This is a genomic window from Bradyrhizobium zhanjiangense (assembly GCF_004114935.1).
GTDB lineage: Bacteria > Pseudomonadota > Alphaproteobacteria > Rhizobiales > Xanthobacteraceae > Bradyrhizobium > Bradyrhizobium zhanjiangense.
Map to the genome: position 1 here is coordinate 7,714,106 of NZ_CP022221.1, position 22,270 is coordinate 7,736,375.

Genomic DNA, 22,270 nt, shown 5'->3' on the forward strand with positions numbered 1-22,270 from the left:
TCAGGCGATATGCGAATGCCGGTCACGGGGCGATGATCGGCTGGGCAGCCAGATCGGCGTCACGCGGTTCAGCTCCGGCAAAGAGGCTGCCATGCTCGAACCAGGATTTCGGCGCGGGCGCTCCCCAAAGCGTCTGACGTTGCGGATCCTTCAGGTCCCATTTGATCGGCTCGAGATCGGGATCGACCGTCTGGTAATCGGAGCAATAGATCTCGATCCGATGACCATCCGGATCAAGGATATAGAGGAAGAAGGCATTCGAGATGCCATGGCGGCCGGGACCGCGTTCGATGTTTGACACCCATCCGGTGGTGGCCATGAGGTCGAGCAGATCGATGATGTTGAGCGGGGTCGGCACCCAGAATGCGGTGTGGTGCAGGCGCGGGCCGCGGCCATTGGTGAAGGCCAGATCGTGAACGCCGCCCTTGCGGTGAGTCCAGGCAGCCCACAGCCGCCCGGTCCCCTCATCCGCCGTGTACTCCGTCACGCGAAAGCCGATCTCGTTGTAGAAGGCGACGGATTCATCGACGTTCGGCGAGAAGCAATTGAAGTGATCGATGCGGAGCGGCTTCACGCCCTTGTAGAGCGCGTATTTCTGATGAATCGGCGGCAGCCGGTCCATCTTGGAATAGAACTCGAGGGGAATGCCATGGGGATCGCGGGTGCGGAACGTGCGGGACTGATAGGGACGCTCGACCCATTCAACCGGCAGATCCATGCTCTTGAAGAACTGGGCCGCCTTGTCGAGGTCCTCCTCGCTGAACACCTTGAAGCCGAGGTCACGGGCTTCGATCTTCTCGGACTTCCTCAGCACGATGCAATGATGGCCGCGCTCTTCCATCGCCCGAAGATAGATCGCCTCCGAGCTCTCGTCCGTCACCTGCAAACCAAGCGGGTCGACATAGAAGGCCCGTGACCTCGCAAGATCGCTCACGCCGAGTTCGACATGACTGAGACGCACGATGTTGAATGGTGGATAAAGATTGGGCTTGGGCAATGCCATGATTTCCTCCGTTGGTCTGCTGCGGACCGCTTAGCCGCCCAATTTTTGGATGTTGTGCGCGGTGGTGGCGAACGCGACGTTCTTTGTCTCCATATAGAAATCGAACGACCAATCTCCGCCGTCGCGTCCGATGCCAGAGTTCTTCACACCGCCAAAGGGCGTCGGCAGGTGACGAACATTCTCCGAATTGACCCAGATCATGCCGGCTTGCAGCCGGTCGGTGAAGCGGAAGGCACGGGTGACGTCGGCAGTCCAGAGATATCCGGTGAGGCCATACTGAACGTCGTTGGCGAGTGCGAGGGCATCGGCCTCATCCTTGAAAGGAATCGCCGTCAGCACCGGCCCGAAGATCTCTTCCTGCGCGATGCGCATTTGGTTGTTGGCGCCGGTAAAGAGTGTCGGCGCAACGTAGCAACCGCCGCCGGGACCGTCGATCTTGCGGCCGCCGGTCGCAATCTTGGCGCCCTCCGTTCTACCAATCTCGACGTATTCGAGCACCTTCTTCTCGTGAACCGGATGGATCAACGGACCGATGACGGTCTCGGGATCGAGCGGATGCCCCACTTTGATCCGGCTGGCCTTCTCCGCAACCATCGCCGTGAATTTATCATAGATGCTCGCCTCGACGAGAAGACGCGAGGACGAGGTGCAGCGTTCGCCGTTGAGAGAGTAGATCATGAACACGGCCGCGTCCGCGGCGCGCTCGAGGTCGGCATCCGCGAATACGATCACCGGATTCTTGCCGCCCAGTTCGAAATGAACACGCTTCAGCGTATCGGCGCCCTGTTTCATGATCATCGATCCGGTGCGGCTTTCGCCAACGAAGCCGATCGCCTTGATGAGCGGGTGCTCGGTCAGCGCCTTGCCGGCGTCCTCGCCAAGACCGTTGACGAGATTCCAGACGCCCTTGGGCAGCCCGGCCTCCTCCGCAATCTCGATCAGCAGACGTGCAGTCAACGGCGAGAATTCGGCGGGCTTGTGGACGATGGTGCAGCCGGCCGCGAGCGCCGGCGCGATCTTCCACGTCGACAGCATGAAGGGCGTATTCCAGGGCGTGATGATGCCCACCGGACCGATCGGCACGCGGGTGGTCATGTTCACCTGACCGGCGGTGCGAAGCGACTTGCCGTCGCGCGCCTCGGGCGCGCGGTCGGCGAAGAAGCGGAAATTCTCCGCTCCCCGCAGCGCGGCCTTGGCCATGAACTTCAACGACTGTCCCGTATCCATGCATTCGACGAATGCAATCTCTTCAGCGCGGGCGACGATGGCGTCAGCGACCTTGTGCAACAGCTCCTTTCGCGCATCGCCGGATGTTTCGGCCCATTGCGGAAAGGCCGCCTGCGCCGCCCTCGCGGCGCGATCGATGTCCGCGGCCTTGCCATGCGATACCTTGGCGAGCGGCTTCAGGTCGACCGGAGAGATCGTTTCAAAAGTCGCATTGTCCGCAGCCGGGACATCTTCACCGCCGATGCGGTTGAGCACGCCCGTCTCTCTGAAGCGGGCAAGGTGGCGCTCGGCCTTGACGATATTTTCCTGCAGCTTGGACATGACGGTTCACTCCCTTTTTGCAGCGCCGCACGCGGGCAGCGACCCTCCACCTTTTTTCCGCGAATCCAGTGACGAATGGCATCGCTCTTCCGATGGCCTCAATCATCCCGGGTACTAGTGGATATACTTAACATGTTAAGTATTTCGTGGGCTGTCAAGCGTTTTCGCAGCCCACCTCACGGCGAAACGCCCCGACCGGTTTGACACAGGATACGAGACGCGAGCCCATGCCGGGAATATTCGCCTCGGCCAAGCCATGGTCGAATCCATGGTTCCATAGATCGCGTTGAAGAAATCGACGGCGCCGGCTTGCTTTCAGGATCAGCGCGTGCGCGTGCTCCGATGGCTGCCGTTGCAACCGGAGGCGCGACGTTCGGAACTAAAATACCAGCAACAGTCCCGAAACCAGCAAGATGCTGAGAATAATCCGCCGGAACAGCGCGTCATTGACGCAGCGAAAAACATAAATACCGAGCGCCGTTCCTGCGAGGAGCGCCGGGATGGTGATGGCGAAGTCAACCAGGACCTTTGTCGAGAGATCTCTTCGGATCAGCATAAGAACAAGGGCGAATATCTGCATGGCGGCGATGAAGGGTTGAACCATTCCGCGCTGCTCGGTTTTTGGCACCCCATGGATGTCACACCATATGGTCGGTATTGCACCCGGCATTGCCGTCAACCCGCCGATAAAGCCTCCGCCGAAACCGATTAATGCATTGCGTCCCGCATTCATCTGCAAGCGATGAGAAAGCACCGGCCGGAATAACGTGTAGGCCGCATAGCAGGCGACCGCGAGACCAAAGCTCTCCCTGAAGATCCGCGCGTCTGCAGCTTGCAGCAACCACACAGCGATCGGGACGCCAAGCAACCCGCCAACGACGAGAACTGAGCTCTGTTTCCAGCGGATGCTTTTTCTCAAGGCCCAAAGACCCGTGGCCTGCACGGTGATGCTGCAGGCCATCATCAGCGGGACCGCCTCCAGTGGCGGGAGAACGTGAAGGAGAATCGCGCCGGCCACCGCCGAAAAGGCAAAGCCCGCGAGGCCCGAGACGAACGCGCCGCAAAACACTGCGATACTGAGCAGGCAAAACGACGCAATGTCGCCCATGAGCTAACCTTTCATCCTGGAATGGCGACCTTGCGATTAGTCCTCCGACGACAGCCCGGGCAGCTCGGGCGCTGCTCCGGCATCGCTCTGGCCGGTCGACGTCAACATCGTGGCTGCAAGGATGTGCAAAATGACAAAGCAGATGGCGATCGTTGCAAGCAGCGCATTCTCGCTCAATGCCGAAATCAGAAGCTTGCGTTCGAACGGCTCGTCACTGGCCGACATTGTCACCTCCGCCAACATCTGACCGCGAGGCAAACTGGTGCCACGTACTGTCGATCAGACGACGGTACTGTCGAAGGGTTGACCCTGCCTGCAGCCGCCGCGAGTGGTGGAGCGTTTGAAGGAGGCGCCCAAACCGGTCTTCTTTTCGGGAAGAACTCGTGGAGGCGACAAACGAATTCGCCGAAAATGGCGCATCGCTTCTGGTTGAAGCTCTGCTGTTAAATAGTGCTACGGAGGGTGCCGCGATCGACTGAAACACCTTGTGAAGCAACGCCTCATAGAACACGCGAGTGAGACGCGGCGCTCTTTCTTCCAAGCGCATGACACGAACACCTTGTGTGAGTGGCTGGATACGGCTGGAAGTATCGAACGGGACGCCGCGCCGCGCTTTAAGGCGAGCTTAATTTGTTCTTATCGTTTCCTTGATTTTGCAGGGTGTGCTTGATTTCGACCCCGTGTACCGGTTGAATATCCGCCTCGCGCGCACCTCCGAAGGCATTGTTTTGCTGTATCTATTTGACGAATTTGTTCTCGACACCGACCAGCGGGAATTGCGCCGCGACGGACGTGCGATTCCGTTGCAGCCTCAGGTTTTCGACCTCCTCGAATATCTGATCCGCCACCGCGCCCGGGTGGTGACCAAGGACGATCTGATCAGTGCAATTTGGGGCGGCCGCATCATCTCGGAGTCAGCGCTCACCACCCGCATCAACGCAGCTCGTACGGGAATAGGCGATTCCGGCGAGGCGCAACGGCTGATCAAGACTTTACCGCGCAAAGGCGTCCGCTTTATCGGCACGGTGCGGGAAGCCCCTAGAGAGGTCGAGAGCGCAGTCGCCCCTCTGAAGCTCGAAACCTCCAACCTGGTGGTCGGCCGGGCAGGCCCCCTCGGGATGATCGACCAGATGACCCGGCACGTATCGTCCGGCAAACGGCAGATGGCTTTTGTCACGGGAGAAGCCGGAATTGGCAAGACGGCGTTCATCGCCAAAGCCATCGAGCGGCTGACGGAACAGGGCTTCGATCTGCTTTATGGGCGCTGTACCGAACGGTTCGGAACAGACGAGGTGTTTCTGCCGCTCATCGATGCCCTGGTGAACAGGTACCGAACGAACGGTCCCGAGCTGATTTCGGCCGTTCGCATCCACGCGCCCACGTGGCTTCTGCAATTGCCAGGCGCCATCGACGCATCGGAACGCGCGGCTTTCCAGAATGAAGTGTTCGGCGCGACGCGTGAGCGGATGCTGCGCGAGTTTTGCGATCTCCTCGAAGCGCTGAGCGCCGGCCGCCCCTGGGTGATTGTTCTCGAAGACCTGCATTGGAGCGACTTCGCGACACTCGACGTGCTGTCTCGTTTCGCGCGCGGGAACGGTGAGGCACGCGTGCTGGTCCTCTGCTCTTATCGGCCCGCCGACAGCGCCATCGGTGGGCATCCGATCCGCCGCCTGCACCAGGATCTCGAGATTCATGGGTGCTGCAGCGAATTGCACCTCGATCGATTGTCGCCCCAGGAGGTCGGGCACTATCTCGCATTGCGTTTCAATGACGCCGAATTGGCCTCGGCCCTATCAAAGCCGGTATTCGAGCGAACGTTGGGGCACCCGCTGTTCGTTGCGTCACTGCTCAAGCATCTGATCGACCAGGAATGGATCGTCGAGGTGGACGGCAGATGGCGCCTGTCGTCACAAAACGCATTTGCTCGAGACGGCATTCCGGACAGCCTCTTGAAGATGATCGGCCATGAACTCGAACGCCTTACCGATAACGAACGGCGCCTGCTCGATGTCGCCAGCGTTGCCGGCGAAGAATTTTCTGCAGCTCTCGTTGCAGCCGGCCTATCCGATGACGCCATCGACGTTGAACGCGACATCGAAGCGTTGATCCGGAAGGATCATATCCTTGTTCGTTCAGGTGTTTCCGAATGGCCCGATGGAACTTATTCGGGCGCTTACGCCTTCCGTCACATTCTCTATCAGAACGTCATTTATCAGAATCTGCCGCCTGGACATCGCGCGCAGACACACAAGCGCTTGGGCAAAAGACTGCAGGAGGCCTATGCGGGCCGCACCGGCGAAATAGCGCCAGAGCTTGCACTTCATTTCGAGCAGGGTCGCGACTTCCCGAGCGCGTTGCGCTATCTCGGAGAAGCGGCACAGAGCTCGATGAAGCGCCTCGGCCATGCCGAGGCCGCGAGCTATCTCACCCGCGCGCTTGGCATACTCGACCGCTTCGATGCTGCCGACAAACTCTCCACCCGCATCGCGCTTCTGCGGCAACGAAGCTTGGCTCTCCGTTCGGGAGGCGACCTCGTCGGCTCGATCCGCGATCTCCAGGATGTGATTGCGTGCGCCGAACAGGTCGGCGAAATCAAGCAGCAGCTCAACGGTCTCATGGCCGTGAGCTCTTTATGGCTGCGGGTCGATCGCCACGCCTGCCTCGAGGCAGCCGACGATGTATTGGCGCGAAGCCAGGCGCTTGCGGACGACACATTCAAGGCCCTGGCCCAGGGCAGCAGCGCCAGCATCAACCTGTTCCTCAACGGCTGGAGGGATCAGGACGCCACGCTCTGCGACAGGGCGATCGAGTTGAGTGCCAGCGCGACCAATTATGGCATCCTCATCCGGCGTCATGGAATATCGGGGATCGTTGACTGCTGGAGATCGCGGTACCAGCAGTGCCGCCGCGCCGGCACGGAGGGAAAGCGGCTGGCGCGCATGGTTGGCGACGTTTACACGTTCGTCCTGTTCAATGTCCTCGAGTCGATCGCGCTCATTCATCTCGGCGAGTGGCGCGAATTACAGCGCGAAATCACGGCCGGCCTCGAACTGGCGGTCAGGAACGCGAACGATCCCAGCAGCGCATTGTGCCGGCTGACGCTTGCGTGGTTGCATGTCGAAGCGATGGATTTCGAGGGAGCCCGGGAGCTCTGCGAAAGCGTCGACGACAGTCTACTGGTGGGCGATCAGTCCACATACTTCCACAAGCGGGCCGTCCTTGCGAAGGCGTTTGTCGGCCTGAATGATCCGTTGGGAGCTCGCAAGCAATTCGATGATATTGAGCGCCGCAGGCGTGAAGAAGGCATCGACATCGAATTTACTGCCGCAACGCAGGTGTATCATTGTCTCGGCGAATATTGCCTGCTGATCGGCGACTTTACCCAGGCTCGCAGATGGGCACGCCAGCTGCACGACTATGTCGCATCGGCGCCCGATCTCAATCATCTGGCCAAGGCCCACGAGCTGCTCGCGCGCATCGCATTTGGCCTGGGCGATTCGGGGGACGCTCTACCGCACCTCTCCCGCGCGCTGGAGATCGTTGACGACGCCGATTTCCCGATTGCTTCGTGGCGGGTGTACGGCACTGCCGCCGAGATTTTCGCGAAGCACGGAGACGTCGACAGGGCGGCGACTTATCGCTTGCGATTTGTCGAGACCGTCCGAAGGCTCGCGCGAAATTTCGAACCCGAGGATCGGCTGCACAAGAGCTTGCTCGCTGGGTTAGCAACGCGAACAGCGCAACTGGAAGCGATGACCTCGCTGCCTCTGCGGCCCTCTTAGCCGACGGGCTTGCCGAACGCGTTTGAGAACTCACCCCTCGACCCGCCACAGCCGCCACCGCTCCGGCACGCCCTTCAGCTGATGCACGCCGTGATCCCTGAAACGGATCTCGGGCTGCGAAACCAGCTCCTTGACCGCGCTCGACACCAAAACCTCCCCCGCCCGCGCCTTCGCGGCAACGCGGGTGCCGATGTGGAAGGCGAGACCGACCATTTCGCCGCCGCTGATCGTGTATTCGCCGGCGTGCAGGCCTACCCTGATCTCAAGCCCGAGCGTGCGCACGGCCTTCTGGATCGCGGTCGCGCAATTGATGCCGGCGGCGGGCTTCTTGAAGGTCGCCAGCACGCCGTCGCCGGTGGTCACGACTTCCTTGCCGCGCGAGCTCTTCAGCTCCTTGCGGACGGCTGCGTAATAATGGCCCATCACCTTGGTCCAGCGCGCATCGCCGAGCTTCGCAGCCTTCGCGGTGGAGCCGACAATATCGACGATCAGGATGGTGGCGAGCGCCTGCTTGAGCTCGGTGCTGTGCTCGGCGGATCGGCGCCGCAGCGCGATCGGTCCGGTCAGCGGCTCGTAGCGATGGTTGCGCCGCCGCGCGATCGCCGCCGTTGCGTAATCGATGGCACGTTGCGCCGTGCCGCAACGAACGGTCTTCTCCTGCGGCGATCGCGACCAATAGACTTTGCGCCCGTCGCCGGCGCCCTGCACTTCGACGGCCCCCCACTTCAGGAAGACCGCCGAGCCGACGCGCCTGACACACCACGCCTTCGACGTGTATCCGGAAACGTTAGACTGATGGACTCCGATGCGAAGGAATTTTGGCATGAACGGGCGGGCCAAAGACCGTTTGGGCGGACCTTCGGCAAAACGTAGCCCTACAATCCAACGTTGGCAACAGCACTTCCAACCCGCCCCTCCTCTCTCCTAGGCCCGCATCCTAGGCTCCGCTGCCGCCGCAGATCGCGGGGTCCGAATTTTCGTTCGATCTCGGAAACGCAACGACCAGGCAGGCGCGATCGCGGCCATGGCCGTTGCGGGGGCGCCATTCAAGCCAGCCCGCACCCGAAAGGACATGGACATCTATGACGACGACGTCGCCGGTCTTCCGCGCGCCGTTACCCCTGATACGCAAACAGTTCGATGGGGTCGCTGAAGCCGCGCACCTCGTGTTGGCCGACGTGCTCCAGCTCGAACTCCCGCTCCACCAGCTCGGCGAAGGCGCGCGACAGCAGCACCGTTCGTCCCAGCTGCTTGGTCAGAGCCTCGAGGCGGGAAGCCATGTTGACGGCGGGGCCGATGACGGTGAAATCGAGCCGGCTGGTCGAGCCGATATTGCCGTACATGACGTCGCCGACATGGACGCCGATGCCGTAATTCAGCGGCGCGCGGCCGGTCCCGTTGTTGCGCTCGTTCAGCGCGGCCATGGCCTTGCGGGCTTCGGTCACTGCATGCAGCAGGTTGGCGCAGGCATCGGGCTGGCTGAGCGGGAAGATGGCGAGCAGGCCGTCGCCGATGAATTTGAGGATCTCGCCGCCATGTCGCGCGATCGGCTCGGACATCGCATCGAAATAGTCGTTGAGCAGATCGATGACGTCGTCGCGCGGCCAGTTGTCGGAGATTTTCGTGAAATCCCTGAGATCGCATATCATGATCGCGGCGCGGACCGTCGTGCCGGTGCCACGCCTGGTGGCGCCGGCCAGGATCAGCTCGCCGGCATGGGAGCCGACATAGGTTTCGAGCAGCGTGCGCGCCAGCCGGTTCTTGACGCGGATCTCGCTGACCAGCGCCAGCACCGGCAGCAGCTTCTTCAGGCCGGCGATGTGCGCATCGTCGAATCCGCCGGGCCGGTCGGTCGCGAAGGTGACGATATGGCGCTTGCCGAGCGTGTGGTAAAGCGGCCAGGCCACATAGTCGGTCAGGCCTCGCGCCCGCATCTCGTCATAGAGGGCGTGCTTGCGGCCGAGCGAGGAATCCTGCTCGAGCCGCTCGCGCACCTCGGCGGCGCCGTCATGGATTTCGTTGGCGGCGCTGCCGATATATTCGGATCGCTCACGCACGTCATAGTCGACGCGCGCAATCTCCGCTTCGCGCATCCCATCTGACCACATCATGCGGGCCCCCAGCCATTGTGGGTGATGGATCAGGATGTGAAGCGTCGATCGCTTGAGCGGGATGCCCGCCTGCTGGAGGCGGATGCACATCTGCGCGAAGATAATGTCGAGGAAGCGCTCGTCGCGCGTGCCGTTGGTCAGCCAGTCGACGACGCTGTCGGCTTGCGTGGGGGCGTGGTTGTCTGGCGGCGCGTTCATATCCTGCCCCTTTGAGCGGCGGTCTGCATCGAGCAGATATCGTGCTCCGACGCGGCGGCGTCAACCTGGCCAATTGCCCGGTTTGTGCGCAGCGGCTTGGCGGGACAGTCGCCGTCTAGCCGACGATCCGAATCGATCCCAGCACCGCCAGACCCGATGCGAGCGCAAGGCGCGATGGCTCGGTGAGCTCGATCTTCAGCGTGCCGCCGCCAGGAATGGCAAAATGCGCGTCGCCAAGACGGATGCTGCAATCGTCCCGAACCGCGTAAACCAGATGCGTGCCGGCAAACAACGCTCGATCGCCGGGCTCCCTGAGCGCTTCGAGCTCGATCTCCGCCGCACCCCGCCGCGCCATCAGGTTCACGACCTCGACGGGACCCGCCTCGAGCTCGGTGACGATTGCGAGCTCGCCGGCAAAACGCACCGTGGTGAACGGCTCGCGCTCGTCGAATTCCTGCGTGGGCGACTTCAGCACCAGCCCGCGCCCGCCTACGATCATCTGGAGCCGGTCGATGCCGGGCATATGGGAGAACGGACCCGGCGCCACAATCGGCGTCGAGGCGAAGCGCCATAGCAGGCTGTCCCAATCCTTCACGGGCGCGCCAGCGCGATGGGCACCCGCGATATCGGTGAAAATGCCGCCGCCATTCTTCCAGGGCGAGCGGGTGTAGTGTTCGGATTTGAGCAGCGTTGTTTTCATGTTCGCATCATGCCCGTGATGGGCCGACTTTGCCAACTGGTTTGGCGAATGACGCGCGCCGATGCCGCGCGCCTGCCATCAGACCTTCGCGTCGGAGCCCGCCGGTCAGCTCGTTGAGCAACGCATTTGCTACTTCGTCGTCAACGCTGCGACCGGACGCCAGGAGTCATCGGGTGCAGCGGCGGACAATTTCCGACAGCGCTCGCGCATCAGCTCGGCTGGACCATCGCGGCCGCGCTCAGACAGCACGGCTTCGAAATCGGCGAGCGCGGCTGTAAACCGGCGTGCGCGGTAATGGGCAAGTCCCTGCGCGTAGCTACCGACCCAAGCGGGAGGTTCGTTGCCGATGCCATCCTCCCCGACGAGCCCGATCAGCTCGTAGACCGAAAATCCCTCCTCGCGTCCGTACACGGCAATGCTGTCGATCTCGCGCGTGATGATGGCGCCGCGGGCCAGACGTTCGGTTGCCTCGCCGATCAGGATTTGCGTGCCGTAGGATTTGTTGGCGCCCTCGAGACGGCTGGCAACGTTCACCGCATCGCCAATCACGGTATAGTTCAGGCGCAGCTCCGAACCGATATTGCCGACCAGCATACGGCCGGAATTGATGCCGATCCGGATCTGGAGCGGCTGGCCGAGATCGTCGGCAAGGCCAGAGGCGTCGATTGCTCTCCGGCAGCCGAGTGCCGCGCGGCAGCATCGCAGCGCGTGGTCGGACTGCGGCTGCGGCGCGCCCCAGAATGCCATCACGGCATCGCCGATGAACTTGTCGATGGTGCCGCCATTGGCGACGATGACCTCGGAGGCGAGGTCGAGATAGCGCGACAACAGCGGCACCACGCGGTCGCCGAGCCGCTCCGACAATCCGGTGAAACCGGCGATGTCGATGAACATCACACTGAGCACCTGAATGCTGCCGCCGGGTTTGGCCTCGACGCCCTGACGCAGCAGCGAACGGACGAGATCGGCCGGGATGAACTTGCGGAACGCGGAGAGGCCGGCTGCCATTTCGGCGATCGCGCCCGACAGGCTCGCGATCTCTTTGAGACGCGACGGATGGCGGCGGACCTGCTCAAGCGCGAAAGCCTCGACGTGGCGGAGCTCGCCCACGACACGCGACAGCGGCGCAGCAATGACGGAGCGCGCCAACATTGCCGATGCCAGCGCCGCCAGCACGGCGCCGATTGCGAGGCCGAGGATCAGGCGCCGCAGCGTCGCCTCGACCGGCCCGAGAAACTCGGCCTCCGGGATCACCGTGGCGAGCGACCAGCCGTGAAAAGGCAGCGGCGCGAGCGCGACTTCATAGGCCGCGCCAACGGACGTCAGCCGGCTGCGCGAGGCCCGCTTGCGGCCCTCGTCGCCTGCCGCCGCGAGCGCCAGCCGCGCCAATGGGAGCAGCTTGGTATCGCCCTTGGCGGGATGCAGCTCGTCGGCGTCCTTATCCGGTGCGGCGACCAGCTCACCGCTATCATCGATGATGAAGGCCGTTCCCGTCCGACCGACCTCGAGCTGCGACAGGAAGCGCGCGAGCCGCGTATATTCGATCATGATCGCGAGCACGCCCTGCCGCTCCTGATAGACGTCGATCGGTCCTGCGAAGGCAATCGACGGCCGCTCGCCGGTGGGATGGTCCATCACCCTGAACCATTGCGGCTCCTCGGCCGCGAGCCCAGCCTTGAACCAGGTGCGGTCGGCGACGCGAAACTCGGTCGGCTCGAAACGGCGATTGGCGAACTCGATATCGCCGGGCACCACGTCATACTCGTCAACGCGCCGCTGGCCCGCATGGTCGGTCAGCGATATCTCCATCATCTCCAGACGGCGATCGCCGAGCTTATGCGCGGAGAAGAAGGAGCCGTCCGGCCAGCCGAAGGCGACCCAGGAGATCGTCGCCTGCGACTGCAACTGCGAGAGGAACACGAATTCGCGCTTGTCGGCCTCGCGGGTGTCGAGCACGTTCTGGAGGAACAGGGTGCGGATTGCCGTGTGCGCGGCGCGCGCCTCGTCGACGATGGCCGAGACCTCCTTGCGGACCGCCGCGACGATCTGCTCGTTGATAGTCGAAGCAAGCTGCCGGCTGGTCGCCTCCGCCGTTCGCCACCACAACAGGCTCGACAGCGCCGCGGTCAGCAGGATCGCGGCCAGGACCAGGGCCGAGACGGCCAGGCGAATGCTGACCGTCAGCCTGGCGATCGCGCGAAGCTGCCGTCCGGGATCGACGTTCATGGTTGTTTCCGCCTTCGGCCGGGCACGGCTCCTATCATTGCTCTACGCAGGCTTCCGCCGTTCATTACCTCTGGCAGGCCCAATCGATCGCAGCCAATGCTCTCCCGCTAATGTCTCGATAGCGCCAAGGCATTGGATTTGAACGGCCGCATGCCCGCTAATCCTGACCCAAGCGCACCTGTGGTGCGCCAGATCCAAACGGTCTCACGGATTCGTGAGCAGCTTCGCGGTAACGCGGGCTGCGCGCGGAGCGAAGCAGACCATGCGCCTTCGCCTGCCCGGGCGATGCTATCTCGAACAGGAGAAACTCCGATGTCTGCCAAGCATGTCGTCACGTCGATCGTTCTCGCCGGCGCGGTATCAACCGCCCTCGCCACCCTTGCCGCCGCCGGCCCGCTGACCAAGGCGGAGGGCGATGCCGCCATCGCCGCCAAGAAGGAAAAATGCTTCGGCGTCGCGCTGAAGGGCCAGAACGATTGCGCGGCGGGGCCGGGCACGACTTGCCAGGGCACCTCGACCGTCGACTTCCAGGGCAACGCCTGGAAGTTCGTGCAGGGCGGCACCTGCTCCAGCATCGAGCTGCCGAACGGCAAGAAGGGTTCGCTCAAGCCGGTCTAACGCGCGGCGTCGCGCCCACGACAATATGGAAAAGCGGAGGAGACCATGACCACGGCAATCGTGCCCGACGTGTCGGCGGTGCCACTCCGCTACTCCGCTCCCATCGGCGGCGTTGCCGGGACGAGCTTCAAGCCCGAGCACCTCGAGGCCATCCTGAGCGCGGACCGGCAACGCGGATTCTTCGAGGTGCACGCCGAAAACTACATGGGCGCGGGCGGCGCGCCCCATCGCGCGCTGGAGGCGATCCGCCGCGACCATCCGCTGTCGCTGCACGGCGTGTGCATGTCGATCGGTTCACCCCAGCCGCTCGACAAGGCGCATCTGGCCCGCTTCCGAGGCTTGGTAGCTCGCTACCAGCCGGCGCTGGTCTCCGAGCATCTTGCCTGGTCGACGCATGACACCAGCTTCTTCAACGATCTTCTGCCACTGCCTTACACCGAAGCGACGCTGGCTTGCGTCTGCGACCACATCGACCAGGTGCAGAACGCGATCCGCCGTCCGCTGCTATTGGAAAACCCGTCGACCTATGTCGCCTTTCGCGAATCGTCGATGAGCGAGACCGATTTCATCCGCGCCATGGCCGAACGCACCGGCTGCGGGCTGCTGCTCGACATCAACAACGTCTTCGTATCCGCGACCAATCACGGATTTTCCGCGCTTGAGTATCTCGCGGAGTTTCCGCTGTCGCGCGTCGGAGAGATCCACCTCGCCGGCCATGCTGAGCAGGCCGACGACGAAGGCAACCTGCTGCTGATCGACAGCCATGACGGCCCGGTCGCGGATGCCGTATGGAAGCTCTACGAGATCGTCATCCGGCGCCGCGGCGGCGTGCCGACGCTGATCGAATGGGACAGCATGATTCCGGACTGGCCGGTCCTGCAGGCGGAAGCCACCGCAGCACAAGCGATTCTGGATCGTTACGGCCCAGCCGCGCTGGTGGGAGACCGTCATGCCGCCTGAGCAGGATCTATCCTTTGCCGCCGCCTTTGCGCTGGGCCTGCTGGACCCCGCGCGGTCGGCGCCTGCGATCGTGGCGGGTCCCAACGGCAAGGCCGCCGGCAAGCGCTACGCCGTCTACCGCAACAATGTCACGGTGAGCCTGATCAGCGCGCTCGCTGCGATTTATCCAGCGGTGCAGCGCATCACCGGTCCTGATTTCTTCCGTGCCATGGCGCGCTTCCACATCCGCAGCAGCCCGCCAACTTCGCCGCTGCTGTTCGAATATGGCCGCGAGTTTGCCGACTTCATCGCACGATATGAGTACGCCCAGACAATGCCCTGGCTTGCGGATGTCGCCCGCATCGAGCGGGCGTGGCTCGATGCCTACCATGCGCGAGACGCCGCACCGCTGTCGCCCGCCGGGCTCGCAGCCGTCGCCACGGAGCGACTGGCCGATCTCGTCTTCATCCCGCATCCGGCGCTGCGAATCGTACGCTCGTCATTCTCGGCGGTGACGGTCTTTGCCGCCAACCGCGACAGCGCGCCCGTCGCACGCATCGACGCGTCCACGCCGGAAGACGCACTGATCACCCGGCCCGAACTCGACGTCATGGTGCGGCGCCTTCCGCCCGGCGGCGCAGTGTTTGCCGAACGTCTGGCGTCGGGCGAGCCACTCGGCGGGGCCGCTGCGTCGGCGCTGGATGCATGCCCCGATTTCGATCTCACTTTCAACATCACCGGCCTGATCGAGGCTGGCGCGTTCACTTCGCTTGTTCTCGGAGACGCACGATGATCACCGACCAACGCATGACCGCAGGAAGCGGCCTGCCGTCACTCGGACTGCTGCTCGACAAGGCCAACGATCTGATACGGACGATTGCCGCGCCCTCGCTCGTTCAGCTCGTGCTGCGCGCGGCGCTTGCCGTTCCGTTCTGGCGCTCGGGCATCCTCAAGTGGGACGGCTTCCTCAGACTCAACGACACCGCGGTGGCGCTGTTCAGCGACGAGTTCATGCTGCATCTGCCCGGCGGGCCCTATCACTTTCCTGCGCCGGCGGTGCTGGCCTTTCTGTCGGGATGTGGCGAGATCATGTTTCCGATCCTGCTGGTGCTGGGTCTCGGCACACGGTTCGCCGCGCTCGGATTATTGTTCATGACCGTCATCGTCGAGCTCACCGTGCCCGACGGCTGGCCGCTTCACCTCACCTGGGCGGCCATGGCACTCGCTCTCATGGCTTACGGACCCGGGCATATCTCGCTCGACCATCTCATCTGTCGCGCGCGATCGCACGCGCGATAAGACGCTGCCGGCCTCACATCCCGCTCAGGCCGCTGTCGACCGCGAGCGTCTGCGCGGTGACGTAGACGCTTTCGTCCGACAGGAAGAACAGCACCGCATAGGCGATGCAGCAGCCGGCCCGGGTCACGTCTTTGCTGGCGCGGCGACGTGGCGATCCGTGCTAGCTTGAATCCCGTGTCCAGACCTTCAGCGAGGCAAGCATGTCCGACACTGACAAGGTTTTCGCCGGCTCGGTCCCAAAGCTCTACGACGAATATCTCGTCCCGATGATCTTCGCCGAGTATGCCGACGACATCGCAAGACGCGTCGCCGCGCTCTCTCCCTCCGTGTTGCTCGAAATCGCGGTGGGCACCGGCGCGGTGACGCGCGCCGTGGCAGCGGCGCTGCCACGCGGCGTCCGCTATGTTGCGACTGACCTCAACGAGCCGATGCTCGCGGTCGCAGCGCAGCGTCAGGCGGACGATGCTCGCATCACCTGGCGTCAGGCGGATGCAACCGCCCTGCCCTTCGGCGACGCCGAGTTCGACGTGGTCTGCTGCCAGTTCGGCGCCATGTTCTTTCCGGACCGCGTCAAGGGCTATTCAGAAGCAAGGCGCGTCTTGAAGCCGAGCGGCACGTTCCTCTTCAACGTCTGGGACCGCATCGAGGAGAACGTGTTCGCCCACGATGCAACGATGGCGCTCGGCAAGTTGTTTCCCGATGATCCGCCTCGTTTCATGGCCCGGACACCGCACGGCTATTTCGACCAGACGATCATCCGAGCCGATCTCGAACGCGCAGGTTTTGGCAACATCTCGATCGAAACGCGAGCCGCAATCAGCCGCGCGCCAACGGCGGAACACGTGGCGATCGCATACTGTCAGGGAACGCCGCTACGTGGCGAGATCGAAGCCCGGGATGCGAGCAGGCTTCAGGCTGCGACCGACGCCGTTGCCGAGGCGATCCGAATCCGCCACGGGTCAGGGCCGGTCGAAGCCAAGATCCAAGCGCTGGTGATCACGGCGCGCCGCATCTGATGACTTCGGCGTCCATCACGTACGGCCCCGGCGCGGTGGCGCGCCCGCTTACCACCAATTCCGCTGCATCGGCTGCGTCGACTGATAGTACTGGTACTGGCCACGCTGCCGACGCGGATTGACCGGTTGCACATACGGGTCGCGCTGCTGGAAGAAGAAGAAGCCGTTGCCGCCATTGTCCCAGCCGTCATCGCTCGCGATCATGGCCGGCGCGGTCGGCTTGCGCGTGATGAAGCCGCCCTGCGGCTGGTTGCTCAGCACCGCGACGAATTCGGTGCGGTAATTGGTCTCGCTGCTCAACGGTTCGTCCGAGATGATGATTGACGAGCGCGGCAACGCGGTCGGCGCGATGCGGTCGAGCACCTCCTGCGGGATGGTGATCCGGTCGAGCGCGTTCCTCGCCCCGTCGCCGTTTTCAATCGTGACCACGCTCCAGCGCAGACCCGTATCGGTCTTCGCCATCGCCGTGAAGATGTGCGTGCCGAGCGGCAGGTCGGGATTGCGGATCGTGACGGGGACCTCGATACTGGTGTCGAACACCTCGCCGCCGCCGTCGGGCGCCGGCTTGTGGGTATTTCGCCGCACATACAGCTTCTGCGTCGCGCGGCTGATGTAGACCGAGACCGGCTCGAGCGCGAGCTTTGCGTCGGTCGCAGCCTTCACGACGTCGGCCTTCCTGGTCGCCGCCGCCTTGGCGGCCTCCTTGGTGGCGGCGGCGGCGTCGCGCTTCGGCTGCGCGGCGGCCTTGGCGGCATCGAGCTGCGTCGCTGCATCCGCAGCCTTGGTGGCGGCCTTCTGCTTCAGCTCCTCGGCCTTGGCGCGGGCCTGATCGGTCTTTGCATTCGCGAGCGACTTGTCGGCGAAGGCGAGCTCGGCGTCAGCGCGGGCTTTCTGCTGGTCCAGCTTGCGCAGCGCCGCCGGGAGCGAGGCGGCTTCTTTCGCCGCTGCCGATGCGGCCTTCTTGGCCTCGTCGGCGGCCCTCGTGGCCTCCTCGGCCTCGACGGAGAGCTTGTCGGCACGGCTCGGCGCCGCCGCCATGGCCTCCCGCTTCGGCATGAATAGCGAGGGGTGAGAGAACTCGGTCGGGACCGCATCGTCCGGCGAGATGATCACCCGCATCCCGATATACGTCTTTTCGAACAAATTCTCGGCAAAGCCGAACGGCATCCGCACGCAGCCATGCGAGGCGGCATAGCCGGGCAGCGGCCCGCCATGCAGCGCGATGCCATTCCAGGTGATGCGCTGCATGTTCGGCATCCAGGCATCGTCATACATGGTCGAATGATGGTCCTTGTCCTTCTCGATGACGGCGAAGACGCCGGCCGGCGTCTCGCGTCCCGTGGTGCCGGTCGATACCGGCGCGCGCAGGATCCAGCCGTCGGCGTCGTAGAAGGTGACCTGCTGGCTCTTGATCGACACGATCGCCATGATTGGCTCGCCGGCCACGCGCGGCGCCACCGCCTCGGCCGCCTGGCGGGGCTGCTTGGCCGCGGTCGCCGGGGCCACCGCCGCAAACGTGGCCACTGCCGCAAGCGCGATGATCCCGGCAGGCCCCCGACGCCGCATCGCCCTGGTGGATTGCGCCGTCGTCGATCGGTTTTTCATGCCATCCTCGGTCGAACTGCCAGTCTGCCGGTGTCGCTCAAATGTCAAATTGCGCTCTTTGACTTAAGAATTCGCAGCCGCCTTACGTTCCCTCTGTGGCGAGATTCGGCACGTTCCGGCGACAATCTCTCATATATGACGGTTCGCACAGGCGGAAGGCGGCCTCCGGCCGAAGCTGGCCCGAAGCTGGCCTCGATCGCTGCGGCAGAATGTCCGGATCGGGCGCCCGGGGCCGGCGTCTGGCGCCGACCGCGCCCACTGCGCAACTAGACGCCCAGCGCCTTCCGGTTGAACGTTCGCAGGAGGCGCAGTGACAACGTTCGCACGTTCGCAACGTTCATCAGCCACGCCGCGGCAGCGTAAGCGAGGCCACCGGCGAGGCTCACGACGATGAGCGACCCGAGACCGGTGCCGCCCGTTTGCGATCGCGCCATCAGGATCGCGGCCGCCATCGCCGCAGCGGAAGCGGCAACAGTGGCGAGGCGGTTGAGGTCGAACGGGACCGGGTGGGCGCGATGCATCAGGACGACGGCAACGAGGAAGCCGATCGCCTCGGTCGCGAAGGTTGCCAGCGCCGCACCGTAGAGCCCGTAGCCAGCGACCAGCGCGAACATCAAGACGACGCTGACGACCAGCGTGAGGAAGGACTGTGCCGCCAGCATGAAGGGCCGTTCGGCGAGCTGGAAGCTGATCTGGACATAGAACTGATTGGCAATGCCGAAGAAGCGCGCGAGCACCAGGGTCGGCAGCAGCGCGGACACACCGGCGCGGAAGTCGACGCCGACCAGCGTGCCGGCGACCTGGTCTGCCGCCAGCGCGAGCCAGACCGCGACCGGCGCGACGACGACGAGCAGCAGCTCGAGGCTCTCGGTCAGCCGCTCCCGCGTCACCACATCGTTCTTCTCGGACAACGAGCGGAACACCAGCGGCACTGTGGCCGCAGCGACGCTGGAGGCGATCATGACCATGAACTGGCGCGGCAGGTCCGCGGCCACGCCAAAAATGCCGGCGGCATCCTTGCCTAGCAAATAGGCGACGATGAGGCGGTCGCAGGCTGAGTAGACCGCAACGGAAAGCCCGGCCAGCGTCAATGGCAGGCCATAGCGTGCGAGCTGCATGAACTGGCTGCGCTGGAAGCGCGCGATCTTGGTGCGGTCACCGACCAGATTCAGGATGATGCCGGTGAGCGAGCCCAGGCCGAATGCCGCGAGCAGCCCCAATCCGCCCCAGCCGAGCCAGATGCCGGCGAGGCCAAAGCCGACGCTCGACACGCTGCGCACGATCGAGATCGCCGCGAAGCGGTAGGGGCGCAGCTTGGCACGCTCGAATTCCTGGCCGACATCGACCGCATTGGCCATGATCGCGACGAACATGCTGGCGAGCAACAGCTCGACGCTGACGTCGCTGCGGAACAGGAAGACCAGCGGAGTGGTGGCGCACAGAACCGCGGCGGTCAGCGCAAAGGCGACCATGGCCGTACCGCGAAAATCCACCTCCGCAGACATCGCCTGATAGCGCGATACCGACAGCTTGATCCAGGCGAAGAAGATCGCGCCCAAGATTCCGGCAAGGCTGATGCCGACGACATAGACGCCGTACTCCGCCGGCGTCAGCAGCCGCGTGTAGGCCGTGACCGCGAAGAACCCCACCGCCGCCGGCAGGATGTAGGCGACGAGATAGATGGAGAAATGGCGATTCAGCATGCGGACTGGGACCGGTTGCGGCCGTGAGGATTAACGAAGCGTTAAAACACTTGGACTTTGCTGGAACAATCGGACTGCAGCGCTGGCATCGGCAAGATAGCCGCATAAGCCTGCAAATCGGACCGCGAATGAAGCGTTCGCGCGGTTATCGCGCGTTAGCGTTAAATTTGCCCTGTCCTTGAAGGGGCCGGCGGGATCACAGAAAAGAAGCAATGATAGCGAAACGTCGCCCGACTCCTCCGATGCGCTGATGTGACTGACATGGACGTTGCCGAACGAACACGGGCGAAGCCGACCTCTCGGCCGCATCGCGGCGCTGACGCGCCGCTGGTTCCGGCAACCCCAGGCATGACTGGCGGCGACAGGATGGTCCTCAACCTCTTCTTCGAGGAACGGGACGATCGCTGGTTTCCCGGTGACCGCCACCTCCGGCCGCTGCTGCGGCGCTTGCTGCTGGGCAAGTCCTACGTCAGCGGCCAGCGGCGCGTGCTCCTCAATCTGTGCGCGGGCCTCGATCGGCTCGGCATCCGCTATCGCGTCAACGACTATCGCTACATCCAGAAGCATCCCGAAGAACTGGCCTGCATCATCGGCCGGCCGTTCGTGCTCGACTGGTTCAAGTGGAAGAACCCGCTGCTGCTCGGCGTCGCCATGTACGACCACCCGATCGATGCGCCGGAGAGTCTGAAGGACCTCGACGTAAAGCGCGTGCTGGTGCCATGCACCTGGTACGCCGACATGTTCCGTCCGCACTGGCCCCATGTCGGCGCCTGGCCCGTCGGCATCGAGACCGATTTGTGGACACCAGCGCCAACCGAGCAGAAGAGCGTCGACGTGCTGCTCTATGACAAGGTCCGCTGGGATTACGAGCGGTACGAGGCGGAGCTGATCGAGCCGGTCCGCAGGTATCTCGAAGCGAGCGGCCGCTCCGTCGAGGTGATCCGCTACGGCCACTACAAGGAAGACGACTACAAAGCGGCGCTAGCGCGTTGCCGCAGCATGGTCTTCCTCTGCGAGCACGAGAGCCAGGGCATCGCCTGCCAGCAGGCGCTGTCGAGCGGTGTCCCTGTCTTTGCCTGGGATCGCGGCGGGCCGTGGCAGGATCCGAAATATTTCCCGAACAAAGTGAGGTTCGAGGGCGGCGTATCCTCGGTGCCTTATTTCGATGCGCGCTGTGGCATGACCTTCACCGATGCTGACGGCTTCAGATCCGGCTGGAACGGCTTCTGGTCGCAGGCTAGCGTCGGCGACTTCGCGCCGCGCGACTATGTGCTGGACAATCTGACGCTCGAGAAGGGCGCGCTTCAGTATTACGAGATCGCCGAAGCGGCAATGCAGAACCACGCGTGACGAGGCTCGACAGACGCGAATTCCTGCTCGGTTGCGCTGCAACGCTCGCAGCGGGCGCATCCGCGTCAGCAGTGCCGGCCTCGAAACGTGGCCAGCGCCGCCCGGGCTATGGCGCTGCGGCCACGCTCTGGGACCTGCAAGCCGATCCGCGGCTTGGGGACGCCATCAGCACCTATTGCACGCAGGTCGTGCCGGTGCTCGAGCTGAAATGGCCGATGCTGCGGCCGGACGCGCACACCTTCGCCTTCGAGCGCGCCGACGCGATCCTGGATTTCGCGCGAGACAACGATCTGACGATGCGCGGCCACACGCTCGCCTGGTATCACGACATTCCCGACTGGACCAAGCAGATCAAGGACGGCAAGGGCGTCGAGCGCGCCTTCGTCGATCACATCGGCACCGTCGTCTCCTATTACAAGGACAAGCTGACGTCTTGGGACGTCGTCAATGAGCCGATCCCGGACAATCCGAAGAAGATCACTGACCGGCGCGATACGTTCTGGACACAGCATCTCGGCGAGCGCTGGATTCCGCTGGCCTTCCGTACCGCCGCCGCGGCCGACCCCTTCGTCAAGCTCGCGATCAACGAATACGACATCGAATCGGCCAAGGACTCCTTCACCGCCAAGCGCGCAGCGTACCGTAACCTGATCATGGATTTGCTCGACCAGGGCGTTCCGCTCCACGCCGTGGGCTTGCAATCGCATCTGCATGCCGAGCTCGAGATCGACACGCACGGGCTCGCCGAATTCGTCACCGAGCTGCGTTCCTGGGGGCTCGAGGTGCTCGTCACCGAGCTCGACGTCGACGACCAGAAGCTGACGGGAAGCCCGGCGGAGCGCGACGCCATCGTCGCCAAGCGCGTCGACGATCTGCTGACGGCCATTTCAACCAGCGGACCGGTGCGCTCGATCCTGACTTGGGGCATCTCGGATCGCTACAGCTGGATCAACGGCACCTTCGCCCGCAAGGACAAGCAGCCGAACCGTCCCCTGCCGCTCGACGGCGAGTTCAAGCCGAAGCCGTTCATGGACGTGATCAGCAAGTTCACGAAGGATGCTTGA

18 protein-coding genes and 1 pseudogene are annotated in these 22,270 nt (G+C 63.6%); 8 read left to right on the forward strand and 11 right to left on the reverse strand.

What is annotated here, in order from left to right:
• Positions 1 to 22: 22 nt before the first annotated feature.
• The 4 genes from hpaD to XH85_RS36910 all read right to left on the reverse strand — a co-directional run bounded on the left by hpaD (position 23) and on the right by XH85_RS36910 (position 3,884).
• On the reverse strand, positions 23 to 1,003 hold the full coding sequence (gene hpaD / locus XH85_RS36895; protein ID WP_128935846.1) for a 3,4-dihydroxyphenylacetate 2,3-dioxygenase: 981 nt from the start codon (positions 1,001 to 1,003) through the stop codon (positions 23 to 25).
• Between the two features lie 30 nt (positions 1,004 to 1,033).
• Entirely contained in the window at positions 1,034 to 2,551 is a 1,518-nt protein-coding gene (gene hpaE, locus XH85_RS36900) for a 5-carboxymethyl-2-hydroxymuconate semialdehyde dehydrogenase (RefSeq protein ID WP_128935847.1), read from the reverse strand.
• A 379-nt stretch (positions 2,552 to 2,930) separates the two neighbouring features.
• A complete protein-coding gene (locus tag XH85_RS36905) occupies positions 2,931 to 3,659 on the reverse strand; it encodes a sulfite exporter TauE/SafE family protein (RefSeq protein ID WP_128935848.1) in 729 nt (242 codons plus the stop codon).
• 36 nt (positions 3,660 to 3,695) lie between these two features.
• Positions 3,696 to 3,884, reverse strand: a complete 189-nt coding sequence (locus XH85_RS36910) for a hypothetical protein (protein WP_128935849.1) — start codon at positions 3,882 to 3,884, stop codon at positions 3,696 to 3,698.
• A gap of 437 nt (positions 3,885 to 4,321) precedes the next feature.
• On the opposite strand from XH85_RS36910, the gene XH85_RS36915 reads away from it, so the two are divergent.
• Positions 4,322 to 7,441 (forward strand): ATP-binding protein, encoded by a 3,120-nt coding sequence (locus tag XH85_RS36915; RefSeq protein ID WP_128935850.1) that lies wholly within the window; start codon positions 4,322 to 4,324, stop codon positions 7,439 to 7,441.
• A gap of 30 nt (positions 7,442 to 7,471) precedes the next feature.
• Here the strand turns inward: XH85_RS36915 and XH85_RS36920 are convergent, their stop codons facing one another.
• From XH85_RS36920 to XH85_RS36935, 4 genes are all read right to left on the reverse strand, one after another.
• Positions 7,472 to 8,266 carry an adenylate/guanylate cyclase domain-containing protein gene (locus XH85_RS36920; RefSeq protein WP_128935851.1) on the reverse strand — a complete coding sequence of 265 codons (795 nt, stop codon included), beginning with the start codon at positions 8,264 to 8,266 and terminating at the stop codon, positions 7,472 to 7,474.
• 290 nt (positions 8,267 to 8,556) lie between these two features.
• Positions 8,557 to 9,750 carry an adenylate/guanylate cyclase domain-containing protein gene (locus tag XH85_RS36925; protein ID WP_128935852.1) on the reverse strand — a complete coding sequence of 398 codons (1,194 nt, stop codon included), beginning with the start codon at positions 9,748 to 9,750 and terminating at the stop codon, positions 8,557 to 8,559.
• Between the two features lie 115 nt (positions 9,751 to 9,865).
• A complete protein-coding gene (locus XH85_RS36930) occupies positions 9,866 to 10,450 on the reverse strand; it encodes a HutD/Ves family protein (protein WP_128935853.1) in 585 nt (194 codons plus the stop codon).
• Positions 10,451 to 10,579: 129 nt separating this feature from the next.
• Positions 10,580 to 12,676 carry an adenylate/guanylate cyclase domain-containing protein gene (locus XH85_RS36935; RefSeq protein WP_128935854.1) on the reverse strand — a complete coding sequence of 699 codons (2,097 nt, stop codon included), beginning with the start codon at positions 12,674 to 12,676 and terminating at the stop codon, positions 10,580 to 10,582.
• Positions 12,677 to 12,988: 312 nt separating this feature from the next.
• Between XH85_RS36935 and XH85_RS36940 the strand changes: the two genes are divergently transcribed.
• From XH85_RS36940 to XH85_RS36955, 4 genes are read left to right on the forward strand one after another with little or no spacing between them, the layout of a single operon-like run.
• Positions 12,989 to 13,294 (forward strand): BufA1 family periplasmic bufferin-type metallophore, encoded by a 306-nt coding sequence (locus XH85_RS36940; protein ID WP_091884118.1) that lies wholly within the window; start codon positions 12,989 to 12,991, stop codon positions 13,292 to 13,294.
• A gap of 45 nt (positions 13,295 to 13,339) precedes the next feature.
• The gene (gene bufB / locus XH85_RS36945) at positions 13,340 to 14,254 is read left to right on the forward strand and encodes an MNIO family bufferin maturase (protein ID WP_128935855.1); all 915 of its coding nucleotides are present in this window, start codon (positions 13,340 to 13,342) and stop codon (positions 14,252 to 14,254) included.
• Complete coding sequence (locus tag XH85_RS36950; RefSeq protein ID WP_128935856.1) at positions 14,244 to 15,026, forward strand: HvfC/BufC N-terminal domain-containing protein; 783 nt, start codon at positions 14,244 to 14,246, stop codon at positions 15,024 to 15,026. Before bufB ends, XH85_RS36950 begins: the two co-directional genes overlap by 11 nt.
• A complete protein-coding gene (locus tag XH85_RS36955; RefSeq protein ID WP_128935857.1) occupies positions 15,023 to 15,532 on the forward strand; it encodes a DoxX family protein in 510 nt (169 codons plus the stop codon). The genes XH85_RS36950 and XH85_RS36955 overlap by 4 nt, the downstream gene beginning before the upstream one ends.
• 13 nt (positions 15,533 to 15,545) lie before the next feature.
• On the opposite strand, the pseudogene XH85_RS36960 reads toward XH85_RS36955, so the two are convergent.
• Positions 15,546 to 15,638, reverse strand: a pseudogene (locus XH85_RS36960) (oxidoreductase); the annotation flags it as partial.
• 94 nt (positions 15,639 to 15,732) lie between these two features.
• Here XH85_RS36960 and XH85_RS36965 point away from each other — a divergent pair.
• Entirely contained in the window at positions 15,733 to 16,548 is an 816-nt protein-coding gene (locus XH85_RS36965; RefSeq protein ID WP_128935858.1) for a class I SAM-dependent methyltransferase, read from the forward strand.
• A 48-nt stretch (positions 16,549 to 16,596) separates the two neighbouring features.
• Here the strand turns inward: XH85_RS36965 and XH85_RS36970 are convergent, their stop codons facing one another.
• Positions 16,597 to 18,153 carry a L,D-transpeptidase gene (locus XH85_RS36970; protein ID WP_128935859.1) on the reverse strand — a complete coding sequence of 519 codons (1,557 nt, stop codon included), beginning with the start codon at positions 18,151 to 18,153 and terminating at the stop codon, positions 16,597 to 16,599.
• A gap of 266 nt (positions 18,154 to 18,419) precedes the next feature.
• Entirely contained in the window at positions 18,420 to 19,856 is a 1,437-nt protein-coding gene (locus XH85_RS36975; RefSeq protein ID WP_128935860.1) for an oligosaccharide flippase family protein, read from the reverse strand.
• A 261-nt stretch (positions 19,857 to 20,117) separates the two neighbouring features.
• On the opposite strand from XH85_RS36975, the gene XH85_RS36980 reads away from it, so the two are divergent.
• Positions 20,118 to 21,206: a glycosyltransferase gene (locus XH85_RS36980; RefSeq protein WP_128935861.1), complete on the forward strand. Its 1,089-nt coding sequence runs from the start codon at positions 20,118 to 20,120 to the stop codon at positions 21,204 to 21,206.
• Positions 21,203 to 22,270 carry an endo-1,4-beta-xylanase gene (locus XH85_RS36985; protein ID WP_128935862.1) on the forward strand — a complete coding sequence of 356 codons (1,068 nt, stop codon included), beginning with the start codon at positions 21,203 to 21,205 and terminating at the stop codon, positions 22,268 to 22,270. The genes XH85_RS36980 and XH85_RS36985 overlap by 4 nt, the downstream gene beginning before the upstream one ends.

Coding starts and splice junctions, on each gene's coding strand:
- hpaD (WP_128935846.1), bottom strand. CDS start 1,003: ATGGCATTGCCCAAGCCCAATCTTTATCCACCATTCAACATCGTGCGT.
- hpaE (WP_128935847.1), bottom strand. CDS start 2,551: ATGTCCAAGCTGCAGGAAAATATCGTCAAGGCCGAGCGCCACCTTGCC.
- XH85_RS36905 (WP_128935848.1), bottom strand. CDS start 3,659: ATGGGCGACATTGCGTCGTTTTGCCTGCTCAGTATCGCAGTGTTTTGC.
- XH85_RS36910 (WP_128935849.1), bottom strand. CDS start 3,884: ATGTCGGCCAGTGACGAGCCGTTCGAACGCAAGCTTCTGATTTCGGCA.
- XH85_RS36920 (WP_128935851.1), bottom strand. CDS start 8,266: ATGCCAAAATTCCTTCGCATCGGAGTCCATCAGTCTAACGTTTCCGGA.
- XH85_RS36925 (WP_128935852.1), bottom strand. CDS start 9,750: ATGAACGCGCCGCCAGACAACCACGCCCCCACGCAAGCCGACAGCGTC.
- XH85_RS36930 (WP_128935853.1), bottom strand. CDS start 10,450: ATGAAAACAACGCTGCTCAAATCCGAACACTACACCCGCTCGCCCTGG.
- XH85_RS36935 (WP_128935854.1), bottom strand. CDS start 12,676: ATGAACGTCGATCCCGGACGGCAGCTTCGCGCGATCGCCAGGCTGACG.
- XH85_RS36940 (WP_091884118.1), top strand. CDS start 12,989: ATGTCTGCCAAGCATGTCGTCACGTCGATCGTTCTCGCCGGCGCGGTA.
- bufB (WP_128935855.1), top strand. CDS start 13,340: ATGACCACGGCAATCGTGCCCGACGTGTCGGCGGTGCCACTCCGCTAC.
- XH85_RS36950 (WP_128935856.1), top strand. CDS start 14,244: ATGCCGCCTGAGCAGGATCTATCCTTTGCCGCCGCCTTTGCGCTGGGC.
- XH85_RS36955 (WP_128935857.1), top strand. CDS start 15,023: ATGATCACCGACCAACGCATGACCGCAGGAAGCGGCCTGCCGTCACTC.
- XH85_RS36965 (WP_128935858.1), top strand. CDS start 15,733: ATGTCCGACACTGACAAGGTTTTCGCCGGCTCGGTCCCAAAGCTCTAC.
- XH85_RS36970 (WP_128935859.1), bottom strand. CDS start 18,153: ATGAAAAACCGATCGACGACGGCGCAATCCACCAGGGCGATGCGGCGT.
- XH85_RS36975 (WP_128935860.1), bottom strand. CDS start 19,856: ATGCTGAATCGCCATTTCTCCATCTATCTCGTCGCCTACATCCTGCCG.
- XH85_RS36980 (WP_128935861.1), top strand. CDS start 20,118: ATGGACGTTGCCGAACGAACACGGGCGAAGCCGACCTCTCGGCCGCAT.